Origin of the sequence: Bradyrhizobium pachyrhizi, assembly GCF_001189245.1 — a bacterium.
Classification (GTDB): Bacteria; Pseudomonadota; Alphaproteobacteria; order Rhizobiales; family Xanthobacteraceae; genus Bradyrhizobium; species Bradyrhizobium pachyrhizi.
In genome coordinates this window covers 87,020-109,238 of sequence record NZ_LFIQ01000091.1, presented here as the reverse complement: position 1 = coordinate 109,238, position 22,219 = coordinate 87,020, and the positions used below count along the sequence as shown (strand labels likewise).

Here is a 22,219-nt window from a genome sequence, read left to right as displayed (position 1 = left end):
GGAAAAGTGCGAAGCGGTTTTCCGAAAAGAATCATGTTCAAACAATCTAGCGTGTCATGAACCATTTCGACTATCGCAACGGCGTGCTGCATGCCGAGGCGGTCAATCTCATTGAGCTGGCAGAGGCCGTCGGCACGCCGTTCTATTGCTATTCGACCGCGACGCTGGAGCGCCACTACCGCGTCTTCACCGAAGCCTTCGCCGGCGAGAAGGCGCTGGTCTGCTATGCCATGAAGGCGAACTCCAACCAGTCGGTGCTGCGCACGCTGGCCAAGCTCGGCGCCGGCGCGGACGTGGTGTCCGGCGGCGAGTTGAAGCGGGCGCTGGCGGCCGGGATTCCGCCCTCGAAGATCGTGTTCTCCGGGGTAGGCAAGACCGAGGGCGAGCTGCGGGCCGCGCTTGCCACCGACATCCTCTGCATCAATATCGAGTCCGAGCCGGAACTCGAGATGCTGTCGCGTCTCGCGGTCGAGATGAAGAAGACGGCCCGCATCTCGGTGCGGGTCAATCCCGATGTCGATGCCGGCACCCATGCCAAGATCTCGACCGGCAAGTCGGAGAACAAGTTCGGCATTCCGATCGCCCGCGCCCGCGAGGTCTATGCCCGCGCGGCAAAGCTGCCGGGCATCAAAGTCACCGGCACCGATGTGCATATCGGCAGCCAGATCACCGATCTCGGGCCGCTGGAGGTTGCTTTCCGGCTGCTCGCGGAATTCGTGCAGACGCTGCGCGCCGACGGCCACGACATCTCGCATATTGATTTCGGCGGTGGCCTCGGCATTCCCTATTACATGGATCGCGCCGCGCCGCCGGCGCCGGACGCCTATGCGGCGATGGTCAAGCGCGTCACGCACAATCTCGGCTGCACGCTGATGTTCGAGCCGGGCCGCATGATCGTCGGAAATGCCGGCATCCTCGTCACCCGCGTGATCCATGTGAAGCCGGGCGATGCCAAGAATTTCGTCATCATCGACGCCGCGATGAACGACCTGATCCGGCCGACCCTGTATGAAGCGCATCACGACATTCTGCCGGTGCGTCAGCCCGCGGCCGGCACCCCGACCATGGTCGCGGATGTAGTCGGCCCGGTCTGTGAGACCGGCGATTACCTCGCGCTCGACCGCTCGCTGCCGCAGCCGAAGGCCGGCGATCTCCTGGCGATCATGACCGCCGGCGCCTACGGCGCGGTGCAATCCGGCACCTACAACACGCGGCCTCTGGTGCCGGAAGTGCTGGTCAAGGACGACCAGTACGCGGTGGTCCGCCCGCGCATCGACGTCGACGCCCTGATCGCGATGGACAAGCCGGCGCCGTGGCTGTGAGGCACTGGCGTGCCACATCAATGGTGTCGTCCTGGCGAAGGCCAGCGCCCATAACCACCGCTCTTGATCGTTGCAGTGAGCTGGGGCCCCGGCTCAGCTAACCACGAACGCCTGTGGTTATGGGTCGCGCTTCGCTTGCCCGGGACGACAGTGCCAATTTGTCGACGGCCTTTACTTCGCGGCGTGACTACCGCCTTTACCGCCGCCGCCGACGATCACGCCCGCGGCCTTCTCGATCGGCTTGATTGCCGCGGTGAAGTCCGACTCCGGTCCCTCGTCGCGGATGACGACTTCCCAGAGCCGGCCGACCGCTTCGGCGACTTCCATCGACAGCCCGAGCGCGCGCATCTCCTCGACGGCGAGCCGCACGTCCTTCACCATCAAGCCGGTGGCGAAGCCGAAGTCGAAGCTGCGCGGTAACACCGAGCGCGGAAACTTGTCGCGGCTCGCGGTGTTCAGCCCGGAGCCGGCATTGATGACGTCGATCATCACGGCCGGATCGAGCCCGGACTTGACGCCCATCACAACAGCCTCCGAGGTCGCCACCATTGCGGTCGCCGACAGGAAGTTGTTGGCGAGCTTCATGGTCTGGCCGGAGCCCGGCTTGGTGCCGATGAAGAACACCTTGCCGATGACGTCGAGCGCGCCCTTCACCAGCTCGAAATCGGCGCGCGGGCCCGACACCATCACCGCTAGCGTGCCCTTCTCGGCGCCGGCGACGCCGCCGGAGACCGGGCTGTCGATCTGCACGATGTTCTTCTTGGCCAACAGCTCGTGGATCTTCACCGCCATCCGCGAGCCGACGGTGGAGAGGTCGATGAAGCGTTTGACGCGCGTGCCCTCGATCACGCCGCCCGCGCCGGTCGCCACCTCGAGCGAGGCCTGCAGCGAAGGCAGGCTCGCCATCACGGTCTCGACGCGGTCGGCGATGTCCTTGGGCGAGGTTGCGGCCACCGCGCCGAGCGCAACCAGCCTGTCGAGCGCGTCCTTGCTGGTGTCGAACACGGTGAGCTTGTGGCCGGCCTCGATCAGTCGGCGCGCCATCGGGAAGCCCATCTTCCCGAGGCCGATGAATCCGATTTCCATGAGTCGTTTCCTCTATGTCGTTATGTGCGGAGCCGCGCACCCCACATTCGCTGTCGTCCCGGCGAAGGCCGGGACCCATTACCACCGCGGTTGATTGCTGTGCTCCGCTGGAGCCCCAGCGTGTTCCCACCACGAAGGCCTGTGGTTATGGGTCCTGGCTTTCGCCAGGACGACATTGCGTGTGAGGCAGCAGCGTCTCACGCCTTGTTGTCGAGTTCGGCGAACACCTCGCGCGCGATGCGGAAGCTGTCGACGCCGGCCGGGATGCCGGCATAGATCGAGACCTGCATGAAGATCTCGCGGATTTCGTCGCGGGACACGCCGTTGGTCAGCGCGCCCTTGATGTGGGCCTTCAATTCGTGCGGCCGGTTCAGGATCGAGATCATGGCGAGGTTGAGCATGCTGCGGGTCTTGCGCGGCAGTTCCTCGCGGCCCCAGACCGCGCCCCAACAATATTCGGTGACGAGTTCCTGGAATGGCTTGTTGAAGCTGTCCGAATTCTTCAGCGCATTGTTGACATAGGCTTCGCCCAGCACCGCCTTGCGGATTTCGAGCCCCTTGTCGTGCGTTTTTTGGTCCATATCGCGTTCCTCATGCGTTAATGCGATGGTTCGGCCGCGACGTTACGGGGTCGAACCGCCGCAGTCACGCATTCGTGTTATGCGTATTTCCCGGTGTGGGTTACGCCCTGGAACGGGTGCCTCAAAGCCGCCGCCGTGCTAGGCTGACCTGCCGGCTACCCCGGAGATTTTATTGAGCGGAGCCAACATCGAGCCCTCTGACCCGTCACGCGCCGTCCACGACAGCGATGCGGTCGCGCGGCTGAAACTGACAGAGGCTCTGCAGCAGGCAAGGTTCGCGATTGGGTGGGAACGAGCCTGGCCGCATCTGGCGCGGTTCCTGACGGTCGCAGGATTGTTCCTGGTCGCGTCCTGGGCCGGGCTGTGGCTGGTGCTGCCGTTTGTCGCACGCGTGGCCGGCGCCGGCCTGTTCGCGATTGCCGCGCTCGTGGCGCTGTCGCCGCTGGTGCGCTTCCGCTGGCCGAGCCGCGAGGAGGGCCTGAGCCGGCTCGACCGCGGCGCCGGCATTCGCCATCGCCCGGCGACCACGCTCTCCGACACGCTTACCAACAAGGACCCGTTTGCGCTGGCGCTGTGGCAGGCGCAGCGCGAGCGCACGCTGGCCTCGATCAAGCGCATCCGCGCCGGGCTGCCGCGGCCGCGCGTCTCGCTGCACGACCCCTGGGCGCTGCGCGCGCTGGTGATCGTGATGCTGGTCGCGAGCTATGTCGCCGCCGGCGACGAGCGCGGCCTGCGGGTTGCCTCGGCATTCGACTGGAACGGCATCATGGCGCCGGCCAATGTCCGGGTCGATGCCTGGGTGACGCCGCCGAACTACACCGGCAAGCCGCCGATCATCCTGTCCAACGCCAACAAGGACGCCAACGCGGCGGACACCACCCCGCTCGCGGTTCCGGCCGGCAGCACACTCCTGGTGCGCTCCAGCGGCGGCAGCATCGACGTCGTCGTCGGTGGCGGCGTTGCCGAGGTCGCGCCGGACGGGCAGGCGCCGAAGGGCACCAACGAGCGGCATTTCAAGATCACCGGCGACGGCACCGCGCATGTCCGTGCGCCGGCCGGCCAGCCGCAGTGGAAATTCACCGCGACGCCGGACCGCCCGCCGTCGATTGCGCTCGCCAAGGATCCGGAGCGGCAGGCGCGCGGCGCGCTGCAGATGTCCTACCGGCTCGAGGACGACTACGGCGTCAGCGAAGCGCGCGCGCAATTCGCGGTGCGGCCGACCGATGCGCCGAAGGAGGCTGACGGCAAGAAGGATGCCGACGGCAAGGCGGCGCAGCCGCGGCCGCTGTTCGAGCCGCCGCAATTCGCGCTGGTGCTGCCGAATGCGCGCACCCGCAACGGCGTCGGCCAGACCGTGAAGGACCTCAGCGAAGACCCCTATGCCGGCGCCGACGTGACCCTGACGCTGACGGCCAAGGACGAGGCCGGCAATGAAGGCAAGAGCGAGCCGTTCAACATGCGGCTGCCGGAGCGCCTGTTCACCAAGCCGCTGGCGCGCGCGCTGATCGAACAGCGCCGTATCCTGGCGCTCGACGCCAACCAGAACGGCCAGGTATTCGCCGCGCTCGAGGCGCTGATGATCGCGCCCGAAATGTTCATGCCGGAGACCGGCTATTACCTTGGCCTGCACACCGTGAGCCGGCAGCTCGAGGCGGCGCGCACCGACGACCAATTGCGCGAGGTGGTCGCCAGCCTGTGGTCACTCGCCGTCACCATCGAGGACGGCAACATCTCGGACGTCGACAAGGCGCTGCGCGCGGCGCAGGACGCGCTCAAGCAGGCGCTGGAGCGCGGCGCGACCGACGAGGAGATCAAGAAGCTCACCGACAATCTGCGCGCGGCGCTGGACAATTTCCTGCGCCAGATGGTCGAGCAGTTCCGCAACAATCCGCAGCAGCTCGCGCGGCCGCTCGATCCCAATGCCAAGGTGCTGAGCCAGCAGGATCTCAAGAACATGCTCGATCGCATGGAGCGGCTGTCACGCTCCGGCGACAAGGATGCGGCGCGGCAGCTGCTCGAGCAGATGCAGCAGATGCTGGAAAACCTGCAGATGGCGCAGCCCAATCAGGGCGACGACGACATGCAGCAGTCGCTCAACGAGCTCGGCGACATGATCCGCAAGCAGCAGCAATTGCGCGACAAGACCTTCAAGCAGGGCCAGGATTCCCGCCGCGACCGCATGCGCGGCAAGCAGGGCGAGCAGTCGATGGGCGACCTGCAGCAGGACCAGCAGGCGCTGCGCGACCGCTTGAAGAAGCTGCAGGAAGAGCTCGCCAAGCGCGGCATGGGACCGGACCAGCGCGGCCAGAAAGGCCAGGGTCAGAAGGGCGATCAGGCGCAGCAGGGCGATCAAGGCGGCGACCAGGGCGATGACGGCGACGGGCTCGACCAGGCCGATTCCGCGATGGGCGATGCCTCCGGGCGGCTCGGCGAGGGCAATGCCGACGGCGCGGTGGATTCGCAGGGCCGTGCGCTGGACGCGCTGCGCAAGGGCGCCCAGAGCCTCGCCGACGCGATGCAGCAGGGCGACGGCGACCAGCCGGGCGACAGCCCCGGCAACCGCGCCGGCCGCCAGCAGAGCGGCGGCAACCAGACCGATCCGCTCGGCCGCCCGTTGCATGGCCGCGAATTCGGCGACGACTACACGGTGAAGATCCCCGGCGAGATCGACGTGCAGCGCGTCCGCCGCATCCTCGAAGAGCTGCGCCGCCGCCTCGCCGATCCGTCGCGGCCGCAGATCGAGCTCGACTACATCGAGCGGCTGCTAAAGGATTATTGAGGTCTGCACCTCGTCCTCGACTGTCGTCAGCCGCGAAAGCTGGTGACAGCGTTCAAGAGACATCAGCGCCTTAATCGAACGGCCGTGGCAACCTGGATGCCGCGCTTTCGCGGGCATGACGCGGAATCCGCACGACGGTCGTAAGCCGGCAGACGTCAGCTTCTGCGGGCAACGCGCCTCGCGTTCCGATCGGTGTGGTCGGGTCCGCGGGAGCCGCCGGTTTCGCACAATTTCTTTAAAATTGTCGAGTTCCCGTTGGTGCGCATTTAAGTCGCTTGCGTCACCTTACTTCTGAAAATTGGCAAGCGTCTCAGGAGAGCACATGAGGCACAGCCGTTTATTCATTGCTTCGTCATACCGGCCATTGGGTATTACTCGCCGGCACCAACATCAGACCCGCTTGGTTCGACAATTCGTTCGGGACCAGTCGGGCAGCTATGTGATCATTTCAGCGCTGCTCATGCCGGTCCTGGTCGGCACGGCAGGGCTCGGTACCGAAGTGGGGTGGTGGTACTACAAACATAAGAACATGCAGAGTGCCGCCGACTCTGGCGCGGTAAGCGCCGCAACGGCGGCAAGTGCAGGCGCCGACCTTTTGTCCGAAGCCAATGCGGTCACGGCAAACTACGGTTACGCGAACGGGGCGAACAACGTCACGGTCACGGTGAATCAACCGCCGAAGACCGGCAGTCAGACGTCGAACCTGCAGGCGATCGAAGTCATCGTGAGCCAACCGCAACAGCGGTTGCTGTCGGCCCTGTTCGGCTCGGCCCCGGTGCCGGTCACCGCGCGCGCGGTCGCCCTGCCGAATTCCGGGACGGGCTGCGTACTTGCGCTCAACGCCAGCGCCAGCCCCGCCGTCAATGTGAGCGGCAGCAACCAGCTCAACTTGATCAAGTGCAATCTCTATAGCAACTCGAGCGCAAGCCCATCGCTCAACGTGGCCGGCAGTGCGGCGGTCTCCGCGAATCTGGTCGGGGTTGTCGGCGAGGTCTCCGGCGCGAGCAACATCACGGCCACCAACGGCATCAAGACGCACATCCGGCCGATCGCCGATCCGTATGCCAATGTCTCACCCCCATCGGAGCCGAGCTGCACGAACGCCAAGATCACGGTCAATTCCAACGGAAAGACAAACTCGCTCAGTCCCGGCTGCTATAAGGGCAACATAACGGTCAATGCAGGTGCCACCCTGAGCCTTGATCCAGGTATCTATTATCTGGACGGCGCCAATTTGAGCGTCGCGGGAAACGCAACGATCACGGGCAGCGGCGTGACCCTGGTGTTTACGGGCTCGGGCAGCAACTGGGGCACCGCTTCAATCGGCAGCAACGCGATTATCGATCTGACGGCGCCGACCTCCGGCGCAACGAAGGGTATCGTCATGTATGGCGATCGCAACATGCCGGTCGGCACCGCCTTTAATCTTACGGGTGGCGCCACCCAGAACTTCGGCGGTGCCATCTACCTACCTAGGGCCAACCTCAGCTTCAGCGGTGGCAACGGTACGAGCACATCATGCACCAAGATCATTGTGGATACCTTGACGCTCTCCGGCACGTCGAACCTTCAGGTCAATTGTTCGGCGCTCGGCACCGCGACGATAGGCACGCAAACCGCGCAACTCATCGAGTGAGGTTGGCTCCGATGCAAATCCAGAGATCCTCATCCAACAGCCGTGGTCGATTGGTTTTCTCCCTGACGCGGCTTGTGCGCACCGCCGTTCACGACAGGGGCGGCGTCGCGGCCATCGAATTCGGCATCATGATCCCGTTGTTGTCCCTGATGGTCGTCTCGGTAACCGACATCGGACTCGCGCTCTATCGCAAGATGCAGGTCGAGAATGCCGCGCAGGCGGGAGCGCAATACGCCATCGTGCGCGGCTTTGACGAGACCGGCGTCACCAGCGCCGTAACAGCCGCCACGAATTCCACAGCCATCAATGCTTCGCCCAAGCCGTACCAGTTTTGCGGGTGCCCGACCAGTTCGGGGGTCAGCACCGTCAGTTGCGGTGCGGTCTGCCCCGGCGGCGCGCAGGCCGGAACATATGCGATGGTTTCGGCGCAAGGGACGTACTACACGCTGATCAATTATCAGATTGTGGCAGCCACATACACCTATAGCGCCCAGTCCACTGCGAGGCTGCAGTGAAACTCACACCGCTATGGCGGGACGATCGAGGGGCCTCCGCGCTGGAATTCGCCCTGACCGCTCCCGTGTTCTTCCTGTTCATATTCGGCATCGTCGAATTCGGACTGCTGTTCTGGACTCAGCTCGGGCTGCAGCACGGCACCGAAATGGCGGCGCGTTGCGCGACCGTCAACAGCACGCTCTGTCCAAGCGGCAGCGCCATCACGAATTACGCCGCGCAGCAGGCATACGGCCTCACGCTCCCAGCGCAGACATTCAGCTATTCCACGTCAGCCTGCGGCAACATCGTCAGCGCGAGTTATTCATTTCAATTTGCACAGTTTCTCAATCTGTCCCCGGTGACGCTGACCGCCCGGGCATGCTTTCCGAGTTGAACTCGTAACCCTAGCCGGCCTTCCGCGCCGCCAGCGCGTCCGCGACTGCGGTGCGGATATCGGCCACCGAGAACGGTTTCGTCACCACGTCATGCACGATCGCCTCGAGGCCGGAGGCGCGTTCGCGCTGATGGGCGAAGCCGGTCATCAGCAGGATCTTCAGCGCAGGGAAGTCGCGCGCCGCGGTCAGCGCCAGCGCGATGCCGTCCATCACGGGCATCTGGATGTCGGTGAGCAGAAGGTCGAACGCGCCTTCGTCGCGCGTCAGCACCTCCAGCGCCTCGGCGCCGTCCTGCGCGGTCACGGTTTCGTGGCCGTCCATGGCGATGGCGCGCGCCACCAGCGAGCGCATCGAGTCTTCGTCGTCGGCGATCAGAACACGCGTCATGGTGATTGGTCGGTTCCCGATAGAGTTGGCCGGCGGCTCACGCGCGGCCGCCGGTGAGATCACGCTTGTTGAAGAAGCGTACGTCGATATTGCGGCCTTCGGGCGGCGGCGAGGCGAGGCGCGACTTGAAGAAGGCCCGCTCGCCGGGATTGAGCACCGGCTGCTCCAGCACGGCGTTCCAGGCATAGATTTCGGCGCCCTGGGCGTCGCGGACCGAGAAGCGCAGCCGAGGCAATTCGACCGGCTTCCTGGTCTGGCCGACGATCATGCCCTCGATCACCAGCACCGGCTTGCCGTCCACGGTCTCGTTGGTGATCTTGAGATCCTTGAAGGCGAGCCCGCGCAAATTCACGTCGAGCCCGGCCATCCTGTAGAACAGCGCGGACTGCGGCAGCAGCCGCACCACGTCGTTGCGCCAGACGAACAGCGCGATGATCAGCGCGGCCATGGCGCCGCAGGTGGTCGGCAGGGCGCCGATCACGGGCATGAACGGAATTCGGGGCAGGGCGGGCAGCCGGAACAGGCGGGGAAGCCGGGGCAGGCGGAAGCGGCCCCTGGTTCCCGCGTCCCCGGCGTCGGCATGGGCCGCGGCATCCGCCTCGGCCAGCGCCGGCCATTCCGTGGCGGCGTCGCTGCCCTCGGCGGGCAAATCGGCCGAAATCGAGGGGCTCTCGACCATCGGGGTCGCGTCAGCCTCCTCCCGGCCCATGGCCTCCCATTCGGCGGCGAGGTCGGATCCGGCGGACTGATAGGCCAGAGTGGGCGCGGTTGCCCCGATGGCGTCCTCCGGCCGGGCCAGCCAGACCTCCCGGCAGCGGGAACAACGGACGGTACGTCCGGCCTCGCCAAGGGTGGCCGGATTGATGGCGTAGGATGTTGTACAATGCGGGCAAACAATATGCATGGAGGCCGAATCTCCACCGTGTGGATGCCCGGATGCTACTTTGCGACCGTTAACGAATCGGAAACCATAATCGAAGCACAAGCTTTCTGTGCGGTTCGCGGGCGCTCGGCCGGGGGTCGGGCCGTCTTCGCCGTCGGTGTGGGGTATCGGGCCATCGGCCCTCTCGAACGGAGCTAGCGCATTGGTTCGGTTCGAAAATGTCGGTCTGCGCTACGGGCTCGGCCCGGAGATTTTGCGCGACCTCTCGTTCATGATCCCGGCGCACTCGTTCCAGTTCCTCACCGGGCCGTCGGGCGCGGGCAAGACCTCGCTGCTGCGGCTGTTGTTCCTGTCGTTGCGGCCGACCCGTGGGCTGGTCAATCTGTTCGGCAAGGACGTCTCGCTGCTGAGCAAGGATCAGGTCGCCGACCTGCGCAAGCGGATCGGCATCGTGCTGCAGGATTTTCGCCTGCTCGATCACATGACCACCTATGAGAACGTCGCGCTGCCGTTCCGCGTGATGGGCCGCGAGGAATCGAGCTATCGCCGCGAGGTGATTGATCTCTTGAAATGGGTCGGCCTCGGCGAGCGCATGGATGCGCTGCCGCCGATCCTGTCGGGCGGCGAGAAGCAGCGCGCCGCGATCGCGCGCGCGGTGATCTCGCGGCCGCAACTGCTGTTGGCGGACGAGCCGACCGGCAGCGTCGATCCGACACTCGGGCGCCGCCTGCTGCGGCTGTTCATCGAGCTCAACAAATCCGGCACCGCGGTCATCATCGCGACCCACGACATCACGCTGATGGATCAATACGAGGCGAGGCGGCTGGTGCTGCATCAGGGACGGCTGCACATCTATGAATAGGGGCGGCGACGAGAAAGTGTCGTTGGTCGATCTCGGGCGCGAGCGCCCGCAGGTCCCGGCCACCGCGCGCAACATGTCGCCGATCGTGCCGCGCGCCTCGATCTCGGGCCGTGCGCTGGTCGCGGTCGTCGCGATCATGACCTTCCTTGCCTCGCTGACGACAGGCACCGTGCTGCTGGTCAGCGCGTCGGCCGCCGAATGGCAGTCGGAAGTGTCGAGCGAGATCACCATCCAGGTGCGCCCCTCGCCGGGCCGCGATCTCGATCGCGACGCGCAGGCCGCGGTGGAGGCGATGCGGGCGCAGCCCGGCATTCTCGAGGTCCGTCCGTTCAGCAAGGAGGAATCCGCCAAGCTGCTGGAGCCGTGGCTCGGCAGCGGGCTCTCGATCGACGAACTGCCGGTGCCGCGCGTCATCGTGGCGCGGGTGCAGCCCGGCACCACGCTCGATCTCGCCGGCTTGCGCGCGCGGGTGACGCAGGCGGCGCCGACCGCAAGCGTCGACGATCACCGCGCCTGGATCGAGCGCATGCGCTCGATGACCGGCGCCACGATGTTCGCCGGCGTCGGCATCCTCATCCTCGTGATCATCGCAACCATCATCTCGGTGTCGTTTGCGACCCGCGGCGCGATGGCCGCCAACCGCCCGATCGTCGAGGTGCTGCATTTCGTCGGCGCCGGCGACAGCTTCATCGCCAACCGCTTCCTGCGGCATTTCCTTCGGCTCGGCCTCCAAGGCGGGCTGATCGGTGGCGGTGCGGCGATGTTGGCGTTCGGCTTCTCCGAGTCGATCGCCAACTGGTTCTCCGGCACGCCGGTGGGCGACCAGTTCGCGGCCCTGCTCGGCACGTTCTCGCTGCGTCCGTCGGGCTATCTGGTGCTGGCGATGCAGGCGGTGCTGATCGCGGCGATCACCGCGTGGGCATCGCGGCGCACCCTGTTTGCCACGCTCGACGACATCGACTGACGGCGCCGCGAAACTCGAAATCATGGCGCTGCCTCGTGATCGCATTTCGTCGCCCAAGTGTGATTTCGCGCGCGTGCACGCGGCACTGGTCCCGCGGAAAACCGGTTTCCACTTTTCCGGATCATGCTTTAAAATCCCCGGGGGGAAGGATAACCGCATCACATGAGTTTGCAGTCCGACGATACGTCGCCGAATGGCTTTGCCGCGCGCCCGCGCGGCTGGCTGCGCGCCGTCATCGTCGCGCCGCTGGCGGTTGCCTTCGTCGCCGCGGCGGTCGGCTTTGTCGGCTTCCTCTCGCAATTGCGCGGCGTCGAGACCGACCCGCCGCAAAATGCCGACGGCATCGTGGTGCTGACCGGCGGCTCGTCGCGGGTGTCCGACGCCATGGAACTGTTGGCTGCCGGCTACGGCAAGCGTTTGCTGATCTCGGGCGTACATCCGACCAACGACGCCAGCGACATTTCCCGCTCTGTGCCGGACAGCAAGGGGCTGATGAGCTGCTGCGTCGATCTCGACCGCTCGGCGCTGAACACCCGCAGCAACGCGGCGGAGACGCGGCGCTGGGCGCGCGAGCGCGGCTTCAAGTCGCTGATCGTGGTGACCTCGAACTACCACATGCCGCGGGCGATCGTGGAACTGTCACATGCGATGCCCGACGTGACGCTGATCCCGTTCGCCGTGGTCGGCGACAAATGGCGCGACGAGCCGTGGTGGACGAGTGGCGCGACGTTCCGTCTCTTGCTATCGGAATACGCCAAATATGTCGCCGCGGAGATGCGGGTGCGGCTGGCCGATCTCGGCCTTGACCTGACCTCCGAGCTCGCCGAGCCGGCTGCCGCGCCACGCCGCCCGGCGACGGCGCAGGCGAATTGATGTATCAGGCACCGTCATTCCGGGGCGATGCGGAGCATCGAACCCGGAATCTCGAGATTCCGGGTCTGGTGCTGACGCACCATCCCGGAATGACGGTGTAAAGGATAGTGTTGAGAGAATGACTTCGATCTTCCTGCGCTCGCTGATCTTCAACGTGCTGTTCTATCTCGTGCTGGTGGCGCTCTGCGTCATCGCGCTACCGGCGCTGCTGCTGCCGCGAGGGGCGTTGATGGCGCTCGAAGCCGCGTGGGCCAACATCAGCCTGTTCCTGATGCGCGTGATCTGCAACATCAGGATCGAGTTTCGCGGGATCGAGAAGATTCCGAGCGGGCCGCTGATCGTCGCCTCCAAGCACCAGTCGTTCTGGGAGACGTTCGCGCTGGTGCGCTTCTTCGAGCATCCGCTGTTCATCCTCAAGCGCGAGCTGATGATGATCCCGGTGTTCGGCTGGTACCTCAAGAAGGTCGGCATGATCTCGGTCGAGCGCGGCGGCGGCCCGCGCTCGCTGATCAAGACGCTGAAGCGCGCCGCGGCCGAGGTGAAGCTCGGCCGGCAGCTCGTGATCTTTCCGGAAGGCACCCGTACCGCACCGGGGGCGCCGCCGAACTACAAGGCCGGCGTCGCGCAGATCTATGCCGAGAGCGGCGTGCCGTGCCTGCCGATCGCGCTCAATTCCGGGCTGTTCTGGCCGCGCCGCACCTTCATGCGTTATCCCGGCACGCTGGTGGTCGAATTCCTCGATCCGCTGCCGCCGGGATTGCCGCGCGATGAGTTCATGACCCGCTTGCGCGACCAGATCGAAACCGCCACCACCCGCATCGTCGAGGCCGGCCGCGCCGAGCAGGCGAAATTGTTCGGCGTTGTGCCGAACGCGGCAAAAGGGTAGGCGCAGCACAAGCTTTGGTGCGGTTGCTGCCGCGAATTTCGTGCCCGCGTTTCGTCGGTCCTTACAGAAATCGTCATGCCCGGGCTTGTCCCGGGCATCCACGTTTTTGGTTTGGCCCGAAGCAAGACGTGGATGGCCGGGCACAGGCAAGCCGAAGCGACGCCGTCCTTCGGACGGCTGTGCCCGGCCCATGACGATGCGGAGAGTTACCGTATCGCGAACGGGGTCGCCACTACTGACCGGCCGCCGCGTCGGTGTTGAAGGTCTCGCCTTGCGGCACCCAACTCTTGCCGTCGAATGTCGCTATCTGCATCTGCGTGAACGGCGCATAGCGGTCCGGCCGCGTCGAGATGGCGATGCCGGGCAGCAGCAGCGGCGCGACCACCTTGTTGAGGTTGGTTGCCTGCTTCAGCAAATTCTCGCGCGTCAGATCATCGCCGCACATCTCGATGACCTTCACCGTCATATAGGCCGAGATGTAGCCGGTGACATTGCTGCCGTCGGCGATGTCGCCCTGCGGGTACCACTTTGCCAGGAAATCCTTGAACTCCTTCACGTCGGCCGCGTTCTCCCAGGTGGGATCGGTCGGCGTTTTGAACGCGAGCGCGGTCAATAATCCCTTCGAAGCTTCTATGCCCGCCGGCTCCATGACGCCCTTGATCGATGAGGAGACGCTGACCACGTAATTCAGCGGTTTCCATCCGAGCTCGTAGACCTTGCGTATCGCCTGCGCGCCGAACTTGGGCGTCGCCATCGTGAACAGCGTGTCGGCGCCGGAGGCTTTCAGCGAGACGATCTGCGAATCGACCGTGGGATCGGAGACCTCGTAGGTCACTTCCTTGACGATCATCGTCTTCGCCTTGTCGCCGAGGCCATCCTTCAGCCCCTTGACGTAATCCTTTCCGGCATCATCGTTCTGCGAGAACACACCGAGCTTCGCGTCGGGCTTGTTCTTCAACAGATATTTGGCGAAGATCATGCCCTCCATCTGGTAGGGCGGATAAAGCTGGGTGGTCCACGGGAAGTTCTTCGGGTCGTCCCATTTTGCCGCGCCCGTCGAAATGAAGATCTGCGGGACCTTCTTCTGGTTCAGATATTTCTGGATCGCTGAATTGGTCGGCGTGCCGATGGTACCGATGATCGCCAGCACCTCGTCCTGTTCGACGAGGCGCCGCGTCTGCTCCACGGTCTTGGGCGGCGAATAGGCATCGTCGAGTGAAATCAGCTTGATCTTTCGGCCGTTCACGCCGCCCTTCGCGTTGATCATCGCGTAGTAGGCTTCTTCGAGACGCCCCTGGGTGCCGTAGGCGGACGCCGGGCCGCTATAGGGCATGGTCTGGCCGATCTTCACCTCGCTATCGGTGACGCCGGGGCCGTATTTCTTGTCGGCGAGGGCAGGCTGGGCGGCGGCAAGCATGAGCGCGCAGAACACTGCGCGCGAGTAACGAAACGTCATGGCGAATCTCCCCAAGTATCGGCCACGCTCTTCGGCGTGTGCCCTAGACGCTCATGATCGCTGCTCCACCCTGCACGTCAAGTGCGACAGCTCGGCGCGCGGGTGCCGTCGTACCTCTGTCCGTCCGGGAGCGGTGAAGCGAGCGATGTCAGTGCCGAAAACTCACCACATCACGAACGGGTTCGCCGGCACGTCCGTCGCGGTCGAGATCCAGACGCTCTTCGTCTCCTGATATTCGCGGACCGCGTCGATGCCGCTTTCGCGGCCGACGCCGGGCTTCATGCCGCCGAACGGCATCATGGAGCTGGTCGCACTGATTTAGCCGCGCTTTCTTTGCCCTGCTTCAGGATGGCGTAGCGCGTCGACGACCACCTTGAATGCGGCCGAGTTCTGCCGGGATGTCGGGTAGTAGATAAAGTAGCCCTCGAACTTCGGCGACCAGTCGTCGAGCACCACGACGAGCTCGCCCGACTGGACGTGTTGCGCCACCAAGTCCTCAGGAACGTAGGCGATGCCGAAACCCTTCAGGGCGGCATCGATCATGGCGCGAGAGTCATTGAAGGTCACTTGCCCCTCGACGCGCGCCCGGAGTTCGGCGCCGTTCTTGGCGAACTCCCACACGTAGTGACCACCCGCCGCCTGACGTCGCTTGATGCAGATGTGCTTGATGAGATCTTTCGGATGCCTTGGTTTGGGGTGCTCTTTCAAATAGGTGGGAGAGGCGACCGCGACCAGCCGCCAGTCCGGGCCGATCCGCACCGCGATCATGTCTTTCTCCACGCTCTCACCGAGACGGATTCCAGCATCGAAGCCGTCCTTGACGATGTTGCGGAACCCGGTGTCGAGACTGAACTCGACCTTGATGTCAGGATATTTTTTCAGGACCGACGACAGCCTCGGCCAGACGGCCTTTTCCAGCGCATGGTCCGAGAGCGTGATCCGGATGGTGCCGGATGGCGTGTCGCGCAGCGACATCAGCGCCGCGATGTCACGCTCGATTTCCTCGATGCGCGGCGCCAGTGACTGCTGAAGACGCTCGCCCGCTTCGGTCAGACCGACGCTGCGCGTCGTGCGCGTGAGCAGCCGCAGGCCCATCTGGGATTCAAGGCGCTTGATCGTATGGCTGAGTGTCGATTGCACGATGCCCAGTTTCGCCGCGGCCCTGGTGAAGCTGCGTTCGCGGGCGACGGCCACGAAGGCCAGTAAGTCATTGAAATCCCGGCTTGCCATGGCCCGTCAATATTCATGGCCTAGGTCGATTAATGCAAGCGAATTATGGCAACTAATCGAACACCGTGGCGGGCTCTATGTGTTGCTGTGAACAGCGCCAACTGGGCGCTTCTCTGAACATGGATGCCCGATGGACGCCACGATCAATCAAAAGACAACGCAGCCAATGGCCGCATGGAGCGCCGTCTTCGCGATGACGCTGTGCGCCTCGACCCTCATCGCGTCCGAGTGGATGCCGGTGAGCCTGCTCACGCCGATCGCAACAGGTCTTGAGTTGACCGAAGGACAGGCCGGGCAAGCCATTTCCGTGTCCGGCTTCTTCGCAATCCTGACCAGTCTTTTCATCTCGGCCGCAACGCGTGGCGTCGACCGGCGCACCGTCTTGTTGTGGCTGACCAGTGTCATGCTGATCTCCGGCGTCGTTGTCGCGTTCGCGCCCAATTATACGGTCTTCATGGCAGGGCGCGCGCTTGTCGGGATGGTCGTTGGCGGATTCTGGTCGATGTCCGCCGCAACGATGATCCGCATCGTGCCGGGCAAGGACGTGCCGCGCGCGCTGGCGGTTCTCAATGGCGGCAATGCCCTCGCGACGACGATTGCCGCGCCGCTCGGCAGCTTTCTCGGTCAGTATATCGGCTGGCGCGGCGCGTTCTTTTGCGTGGTGCCGGTCGCGGCGCTGACCTTGTTTTGGCAATTCGTCACGCTTCCCAGGATGCCGAGCCGTGAGCGGGCGAGTGCGGCAGCGGCATTCAAGGTGCTGCGCCGGCCTGGAGTTCCCTACGGCATGCTCGCAGCGGCGCTGTTTTTCCTCGGGCAATTCGCACTTTTCACGTATTTACGGCCATTCTTCGAAACGGTAACGCGCGTCGATGTCACGACGATCTCGGCACTGTTGCTTGTGATGGGCGTCGCGGGTCTGATCGGCACTGCACTGATCGGTGTAGTCATCCGCGATCGCCTCTATACGTTCCTCGTATTGATGCCGTTCGCAATGGCCGTAATTGCCGTTGCCCTGATCGCGACGGGTTCGTCACTGGGCGCCACGGCGGCGCTGATGTTCCTGTGGGGCTTCATCGGCACGGCTGCACCCGTTGGCTGGTGGACCTGGCTGAGCAAGGCCTTGCCCGACGACGCGGAAGCAGGCGGCGGGCTGATGGTCGCGGTGGTCCAACTGGCGATCACGGCAGGTGCTGCGGGTGGCGGCGTGCTTTTCGACAGCAGCGGCTATCAGGCCACTTTTCTGTTCAGCGCCGTCATCCTCGCGCTGTCGTCGTTGGTGATTTTGGTCGGAGCACGCCGTCGCAAGGCCGACGCGCAATGCGCTTCTTGTGCGTCGGCAAGTCGGGCTGTGTGACGCAGCGTCCTCGCGGGATTTCCCCACGTCATCGGAAACGAATGCAGGCCCAAAGTCATTGGCATCAGTCGGAACGACAGCATCAAGGAGGTATTCGATGCAAATCAGACCAGCAGGTTCACAACCTTCAGCCCGCGGCCCCGCCGAGTATTTCACCGGCACCGTCCGTGTTGATCTCTTGTTCCAGGCCGCAGACCCTGGGCGCGCCTCCGGCGCCCACGTCACCTTTGAGCCCGGCGCGCGGACCGCATGGCATACGCATCCCTTTGGTCAAACGCTCATCGTGACGTTCGGCCGCGGTGCGTACAGCGCTGGGGCGGCCCGATCCAGGAAATCCGTCCAGGCGACGCGGTGTCGTTCGAACCCGGCGAGAAACACTGGCACGGTGCGTCGCCGACGACGGCGATGTCCCATATCGCCATTCAGGAAGCGCTCAATGGCAGTCCGGTCGAGTGGATGGAGAGGGTAACCGACGAACAATATGGCGCTGGCACTGCGGCCGAATAGATGAATATTGCGGCGTTGTCATTGAGGTCGGTAGCGAGGTCGTTCGAGAGGCAGGCCCTGTTCTTCGGGCAACGGCGCATGCTCGGCGGTCCTGCCCACGTCGGCCGTTTCCTGCCTGACCTGATGGACCGGGTGCTCAAAGACCGCATTCAGCCCGGCAAGGTCTTTGATCTAACGCCGCCGATCGAGCAGGTGGCGCAGGGTTATCGTGCCATGGACGAGCGCCGCGCGATCAAGACGCTGCTGACCGTGTGACGGCAGCTATGGCGAATTCGATGACTGCGCAGGCTTGGTGCACCTCTCCCGCCGGGGAGAGGTGCTGAGCCCCGTCACCGCATCACGAACGGGTTCGCCGGCACGTCCGTCGCGGTCGAGATCCAGACGCTCTTCGTCTCCTGATATTCGCGGACCGCGTCGATGCCGCTTTCGCGGCCGACGCCGGAGTGCTTCATGCCGCCGAACGGCATCATGTAGCTGATGGCCCGGTAGGTGTTCACCCACACGGTGCCGGCGCGCAGTTGCTTCGGCACGCGGATGGCGCGCGCGAGATCCTTGGTCCAGATGCCGGCGGCGAGGCCGTAGATCGTGTCGTTGGCGATCCGGATGGCGTCCTCCTCGGTGTCGAAGGAGATGATCGACAGCACCGGCCCGAACACCTCCTCGCGCGCGATCCGCATGGTGTTGTCGACGTCGGTGAAGATGGTCGGTTCGACGAACTGGCCGCCCTTAATGCCGTCGCCGGAGGCCGGCTTGCCGCCGAGCAGGCAGCGCGCGCCCTCGGCTTTGGCGATGTCGATATAGTCGAGCACCTTCTTGTACTGCGCCGGCGTCGTGATCGGGCCGACATTGGTGTCTGACTGCATCGGATCGCCGATCTTGGCGGACTTTGCCAGCTCCAGCACCCGCGCGACGAATTTCTCCTTGATCGAGCTCTGCACCAGGAGGCGGGATCCCGCGATGCAGGTCTGCCCCGTGGCGGCGAAAATGCCGGAGATCGCGCCGGCCGCGGCGGCGGTGAGGTCGGCGTCCTCGAACACGATGTTGGGCGACTTGCCGCCGAGCTCGAGCGAGACGCGCTTCAGGCTCTTGGCCGCGGTCTCGTAGACCTTTGCGCCGGTCGTGTCCGATCCTGTGAAGGTGATCTTGGCGACGCCGGGATGGGCGATCAGCGCGGAGCCCGCCTCGGGACCGAAGCCGGTCACCACGTTGAAGATGCCGTCGGGAATTCCGGCCTCCCTCGTCAGCGCGGCGAATTCCAGCGTGCTGGCCGAGGTGAATTCCGACGGCTTGACGACCACGGCGCAACCGGCGGCGAGCGCGGCGGCGCATTTCCAGGCGACGAACAGCAGCGGCGAATTCCATGCGGTCAGCGCCGCGACCACCCCGACCGGCTCATGGGTCGTGTAGGCAAAGGTCTCTGCCTTGTCGATCGGCACCACGCCGCCCTCGAGCTTGTCGACGAGCCCGCCGAAATACCACCACCACTCCGGATGGTAGCGCAGCTGGCCGAGCATCTCGGCCATCAGCTTGCCGTTGTCGCGCACCTCGATTTCGGCGAGGCGCTCGGCATTGGCCGCGACGAGGTCGCCGAGCTTGCGCATCACCTTGCCGCGTGCGGAGGCCGTCATCTTCGCCCAGGGGCCGCGCCACATCGCCTCATTGGCTGATTTCACCGCCTTGTCGGCGTCGGCGGCCGTGCCGCGCGGAATCTTCGCCCAGGCCTCGCCGCGATAGGGATCGATGCTGTCGAACCATTCGCCATTGGCGGGGTCGACATACTGGCCGTTGATGTAGAGCTGATAGGTTTTCATGACATCCTCCCGCAAGGCGATGGTTCTGGTTGGCGGAACGCTATCACGCATTGCGCGACGCCGTCATAACGCAGTCACGTGAGCCGGGTTGCAGCCGGGGCGGGCCGCTATCGGTCGTGCGGCGCGGCCAGCTCGGCCGCAATGATCGCGCCGAGCGCCATGTCGCTCTGCTGGCCAAAGCCGTGATGCACGATGTTGCCGTCGCGGCCGATCAGGATGCTGGTCGGCGTTCCCTGCATGCCGTAGCGCTGCATGGTGACCGGGATCGGCGTGCCTTCGCCGGCCTCGTCGACGCCGATCGGGAAGGTCAGCCGGTACTCGTGGATGAAGGCCTCCAGCGACACCTCCGTCATCGCCGCGTGGTGCTCGAATACGGTGTGCAGCCCGATCACCTGCAGGTCCGAATGCCTGAACAGCTCGAACGCGCGCTGGGTCTGCGGCGTGCCGTGCGCGACGCAGCCGGGGCACAGCATCTGGAACGCGTGCAGCAGGACCGGCCGGCCGCGCAGCCCAGCCAGGGTCAGTGGCTCGCTGGTGTTGAACCAGCGCGACGCGGCGATTTCGGGTGCTGGAGTCACAGCTGGGTTCCTTGCGTCTGCCACCTCGCGGCAGGGTGGCAAGATCGGCGCGGGTCTGTCAACGACCGGCGGCGCTTGATGCCGCGGCCCGGCGTGCGCGGCGCGCGGCGCGGCGGCGCTGGGTCCAGAGCCTGGCGCGGTCGAGATAGAGATAGACCACCGGCGTCGTGTAGAGCGTCAGGATCTGGCTCAGAATCAGCCCGCCGAAGATCGCGATGCCGAGCGGCTGACGCAGCTCGCTGCCTTCGCCGAGGCCGATCATCAGCGGCACCGCGCCGAACAGGGCAGCCAGCGTCGTCATCATGATCGGCCGGAAGCGCATCAGGCAGGCCTCGTAGATTGCATCGCGCGACGACAGCCCGCGCTGGCGCTCGGCATCGAGCGCGAAGTCGATCATCATGATCGCGTTCTTCTTCACGATGCCGACCAAGAGGATCACCCCGATCATGCCGATGATGTCGAAATCGGTGTGCGACAGCATCAAGGCCGCCACCGCGCCGACGCCGGCCGATGGCAAAGTGGAGAGGATGGTCAGCGGGTGGATGTAGCTCTCGTAGAGCATGCCGAGCGAGATGTAGATCGTCGCCAGCGCGGCGAGGATCAGGAACAGCTCGTTCGCCAGCGCCTGCTGGAAGATTTTCGCGGAGCCCGCAAACCCGCCGGAAATGCCCGCGGGCATGCCGAGCGCGTGCATCGCGTTCTCGATCGTGGTTGTCGCCATGCTCAGCGAGACGCCCGGCGGCAGGTTGAACGAGATGGTGCTCGAGACCAGGAGATCCTGGTGGTTGACCGAAAGCGGCGTCTCGCCGTGCTCGAAGCGCGCGACGCTCGACAGCGGGATCATGGTCTCCGCGGTGGTGGAGACCGCGGTACCGGTCGATGCGACGCCCTTGCCCGTGGCACCGATCGAATTGGTGGCCTGGTTGCGCACCACATTGGCGGCGACCGCGCTGACCGAGCTTTTTTGCGAGGACGAGGCCATCGTGCCGGCCACCGCATTGGTGCTCTGCGTGCCGCTCGCCGAGCCGCCCGAGGTCGAGATATAGACCTCCTTCAGGGTTTGCGGGTCCTGCGAGAAGCGCGGCGCGACCTCCATGATCACGTGATACTGGTTGCGCGCGACGAAGATGGTCGAGACCTGGCGCTGCCCGAACGCGTCATAGAGCGTGTTGTCGAGCTGGCTGACCGTGATCCCGAGCCGCGAGGCGGCATCGCGATCGATGATCAGATTGGCCTGCAGCGCCTTGTTCTGCTGGTCGCTGTTGACGTCGGCGAGCGTCGGCTCCTTCTGCAATGCCGCGACGAGCTTCGGCGTCCACTCGTTCAGCTCCTCGTAGGTCGAGCCCTTCAGCGTGTACTGATACGCCGCGTTGCCCGAGCGCCCGCCGGCGCCGAGGTCGCCGATCGATTGCAGGAACAGGGTGGCGCCCGCGACGCTTGCCAGCGGCTCGCGCAGCCGCTCGATCACCTTGTCGGCGCGCAGCCGGCGCTCGGCCATCGGCTTCAGCGAGGCGAACACGGTGCCGGTGTTGGTGCCGCCGGGACCCACCCCGCCGCCGCCCGTGAAGCCGACCGCGGTGTCGACCGCCGGATCCGACTTCACGATGTCGATGAACTGGGTCAGCTTCTGCTGCATCAGCTGGAACGATGTGCTCTGGTCGGCCTGGATCGAGCCGACCAGCAATCCGGTGTCCTGCTGCGGCACGAAGCCTTTCGGCACCACCTTGTAGAGATGGAAGTTCAGATAGAGCGTCGAGCCGAGGATCAGCATCACCAGGAGCGGATGGCGCAGCGCGAGGCCGAGCGTCGCGCGGTAGCCGTTCAGCATCAGCTCGAAGATGCGTTCGCTGATCCGGTAGATCCAGCCGTGCGGCCGGCCCTCCTCCTTGCGCAGCAGCACCGCGCACATCATCGGCGTCGTGGTCAGCGAGACCACCAGCGAGATCACGATCGCGATCGTGATGGTCATGGCGAATTCGCGGAACAGGCGGCCGACCAGGCCGCCCATCAGCAGGATCGGCACGAACACTGCGATCAACGACACGCTCATCGACAGCACCGTGAAGCCGACCTCGCGGGTGCCGAGCAGCGTGGCCTCGAGCCGCGACAGCCCGGCGTCCATGTGGCGCGTGAT

General features: G+C 65.0%; 20 protein-coding genes and 2 pseudogenes. 12 read left to right on the top strand and 10 right to left on the bottom strand.

From position 1 onward, the window contains the following. Window positions 1-56 precede the first annotated feature (56 nt). Entirely contained in the window at window positions 57-1,322 is a 1,266-nt protein-coding gene (lysA, locus tag AKL29_RS22545; protein ID WP_028333611.1) for a diaminopimelate decarboxylase, read from the top strand. A 171-nt stretch (window positions 1,323-1,493) separates the two neighbouring features. On the opposite strand, the gene AKL29_RS22540 is transcribed toward lysA, so the two are convergent. Beyond that, complete coding sequence (locus tag AKL29_RS22540) at window positions 1,494-2,408, bottom strand: NAD(P)-dependent oxidoreductase (RefSeq protein WP_028333610.1); 915 nt, start codon at window positions 2,406-2,408, stop codon at window positions 1,494-1,496. A 197-nt stretch (window positions 2,409-2,605) separates the two neighbouring features. Further along, the gene (locus tag AKL29_RS22535; RefSeq protein WP_018268955.1) at window positions 2,606-2,989 is read right to left on the bottom strand and encodes a carboxymuconolactone decarboxylase family protein; all 384 of its coding nucleotides are present in this window, start codon (window positions 2,987-2,989) and stop codon (window positions 2,606-2,608) included. A gap of 172 nt (window positions 2,990-3,161) precedes the next feature. On the opposite strand from AKL29_RS22535, the gene AKL29_RS22530 reads away from it, so the two are divergent. The 4 genes from AKL29_RS22530 to AKL29_RS22515 all read left to right on the top strand — a co-directional run bounded on the left by AKL29_RS22530 (window position 3,162) and on the right by AKL29_RS22515 (window position 8,293). Beyond that, window positions 3,162-5,768, top strand: coding sequence for a TIGR02302 family protein (locus tag AKL29_RS22530; RefSeq protein ID WP_050385672.1), 2,607 nt, complete (start codon window positions 3,162-3,164; stop codon window positions 5,766-5,768). Between the two features lie 322 nt (window positions 5,769-6,090). After that, window positions 6,091-7,404: a TadE/TadG family type IV pilus assembly protein gene (locus AKL29_RS22525; protein WP_244482308.1), complete on the top strand. Its 1,314-nt coding sequence runs from the start codon at window positions 6,091-6,093 to the stop codon at window positions 7,402-7,404. 11 nt (window positions 7,405-7,415) lie between these two features. Then, window positions 7,416-7,919: a TadE/TadG family type IV pilus assembly protein gene (locus AKL29_RS22520; RefSeq protein ID WP_244482307.1), complete on the top strand. Its 504-nt coding sequence runs from the start codon at window positions 7,416-7,418 to the stop codon at window positions 7,917-7,919. Beyond that, window positions 7,916-8,293, top strand: coding sequence for a TadE/TadG family type IV pilus assembly protein (locus AKL29_RS22515; RefSeq protein ID WP_244482305.1), 378 nt, complete (start codon window positions 7,916-7,918; stop codon window positions 8,291-8,293). The genes AKL29_RS22520 and AKL29_RS22515 overlap by 4 nt, the downstream gene beginning before the upstream one ends. Before the next feature lie 10 nt (window positions 8,294-8,303). Here the strand turns inward: AKL29_RS22515 and AKL29_RS22510 are convergent, their stop codons facing one another. Both AKL29_RS22510 and AKL29_RS22505 read right to left on the bottom strand, forming a co-directional pair. Then, on the bottom strand, window positions 8,304-8,681 hold the full coding sequence (locus tag AKL29_RS22510; protein WP_016845302.1) for a response regulator: 378 nt from the start codon (window positions 8,679-8,681) through the stop codon (window positions 8,304-8,306). Between the two features lie 37 nt (window positions 8,682-8,718). Next, entirely contained in the window at window positions 8,719-9,585 is an 867-nt protein-coding gene (locus tag AKL29_RS22505) for an MJ0042-type zinc finger domain-containing protein (protein WP_050385671.1), read from the bottom strand. 181 nt (window positions 9,586-9,766) lie between these two features. On the opposite strand from AKL29_RS22505, the gene ftsE reads away from it, so the two are divergent. The 4 genes from ftsE to AKL29_RS22485 all read left to right on the top strand — a co-directional run bounded on the left by ftsE (window position 9,767) and on the right by AKL29_RS22485 (window position 13,149). Further along, complete coding sequence (ftsE, locus tag AKL29_RS22500; protein ID WP_016845305.1) at window positions 9,767-10,426, top strand: cell division ATP-binding protein FtsE; 660 nt, start codon at window positions 9,767-9,769, stop codon at window positions 10,424-10,426. After that, complete coding sequence (locus AKL29_RS22495; protein ID WP_050385670.1) at window positions 10,419-11,390, top strand: cell division protein FtsX; 972 nt, start codon at window positions 10,419-10,421, stop codon at window positions 11,388-11,390. Before ftsE ends, AKL29_RS22495 begins: the two co-directional genes overlap by 8 nt. Before the next feature lie 162 nt (window positions 11,391-11,552). Next, window positions 11,553-12,263 carry a YdcF family protein gene (locus tag AKL29_RS22490; RefSeq protein ID WP_050385669.1) on the top strand — a complete coding sequence of 237 codons (711 nt, stop codon included), beginning with the start codon at window positions 11,553-11,555 and terminating at the stop codon, window positions 12,261-12,263. 118 nt (window positions 12,264-12,381) lie between these two features. Continuing rightward, window positions 12,382-13,149, top strand: coding sequence for a lysophospholipid acyltransferase family protein (locus tag AKL29_RS22485; protein WP_050385668.1), 768 nt, complete (start codon window positions 12,382-12,384; stop codon window positions 13,147-13,149). A 232-nt stretch (window positions 13,150-13,381) separates the two neighbouring features. Here AKL29_RS22485 and AKL29_RS22480 read toward each other — a convergent pair whose 3' ends face one another. The 3 genes from AKL29_RS22480 to AKL29_RS22475 all read right to left on the bottom strand — a co-directional run bounded on the left by AKL29_RS22480 (window position 13,382) and on the right by AKL29_RS22475 (window position 15,835). Further along, the gene (locus AKL29_RS22480) at window positions 13,382-14,605 is read right to left on the bottom strand and encodes an ABC transporter substrate-binding protein (RefSeq protein ID WP_028333601.1); all 1,224 of its coding nucleotides are present in this window, start codon (window positions 14,603-14,605) and stop codon (window positions 13,382-13,384) included. Between the two features lie 162 nt (window positions 14,606-14,767). Continuing rightward, the gene (locus AKL29_RS42915; RefSeq protein ID WP_160321772.1) at window positions 14,768-14,905 is read right to left on the bottom strand and encodes a hypothetical protein; all 138 of its coding nucleotides are present in this window, start codon (window positions 14,903-14,905) and stop codon (window positions 14,768-14,770) included. Between the two features lie 18 nt (window positions 14,906-14,923). Then, on the bottom strand, window positions 14,924-15,835 hold the full coding sequence (locus AKL29_RS22475) for a LysR family transcriptional regulator (protein ID WP_050385667.1): 912 nt from the start codon (window positions 15,833-15,835) through the stop codon (window positions 14,924-14,926). A 130-nt stretch (window positions 15,836-15,965) separates the two neighbouring features. Here AKL29_RS22475 and AKL29_RS22470 point away from each other — a divergent pair, with 130 nt between their 5' ends. From AKL29_RS22470 to AKL29_RS40990, 3 genes and pseudogenes are all read left to right on the top strand, one after another. After that, on the top strand, window positions 15,966-17,189 hold the full coding sequence (locus AKL29_RS22470) for an MFS transporter (protein ID WP_050385666.1): 1,224 nt from the start codon (window positions 15,966-15,968) through the stop codon (window positions 17,187-17,189). A 97-nt stretch (window positions 17,190-17,286) separates the two neighbouring features. Continuing rightward, window positions 17,287-17,696 (top strand): annotated as a pseudogene (locus tag AKL29_RS22465) ((R)-mandelonitrile lyase). 39 nt (window positions 17,697-17,735) lie between these two features. Continuing rightward, window positions 17,736-17,951, top strand: a pseudogene (locus tag AKL29_RS40990) (IMP dehydrogenase); the annotation flags it as partial. 74 nt (window positions 17,952-18,025) lie between these two features. Here AKL29_RS40990 and AKL29_RS22460 read toward each other — a convergent pair. The 3 genes from AKL29_RS22460 to AKL29_RS45390 form a co-directional block, all read right to left on the bottom strand. Beyond that, window positions 18,026-19,507 carry an aldehyde dehydrogenase gene (locus AKL29_RS22460; protein ID WP_050385665.1) on the bottom strand — a complete coding sequence of 494 codons (1,482 nt, stop codon included), beginning with the start codon at window positions 19,505-19,507 and terminating at the stop codon, window positions 18,026-18,028. A gap of 107 nt (window positions 19,508-19,614) precedes the next feature. Next, window positions 19,615-20,085, bottom strand: a complete 471-nt coding sequence (locus tag AKL29_RS22455; protein ID WP_050385664.1) for a peroxiredoxin family protein — start codon at window positions 20,083-20,085, stop codon at window positions 19,615-19,617. A 58-nt stretch (window positions 20,086-20,143) separates the two neighbouring features. Beyond that, window positions 20,144-22,219: efflux RND transporter permease subunit (locus tag AKL29_RS45390; RefSeq protein ID WP_244482304.1), on the bottom strand; the 2,076-nt coding region annotated here is incomplete at its 5' end.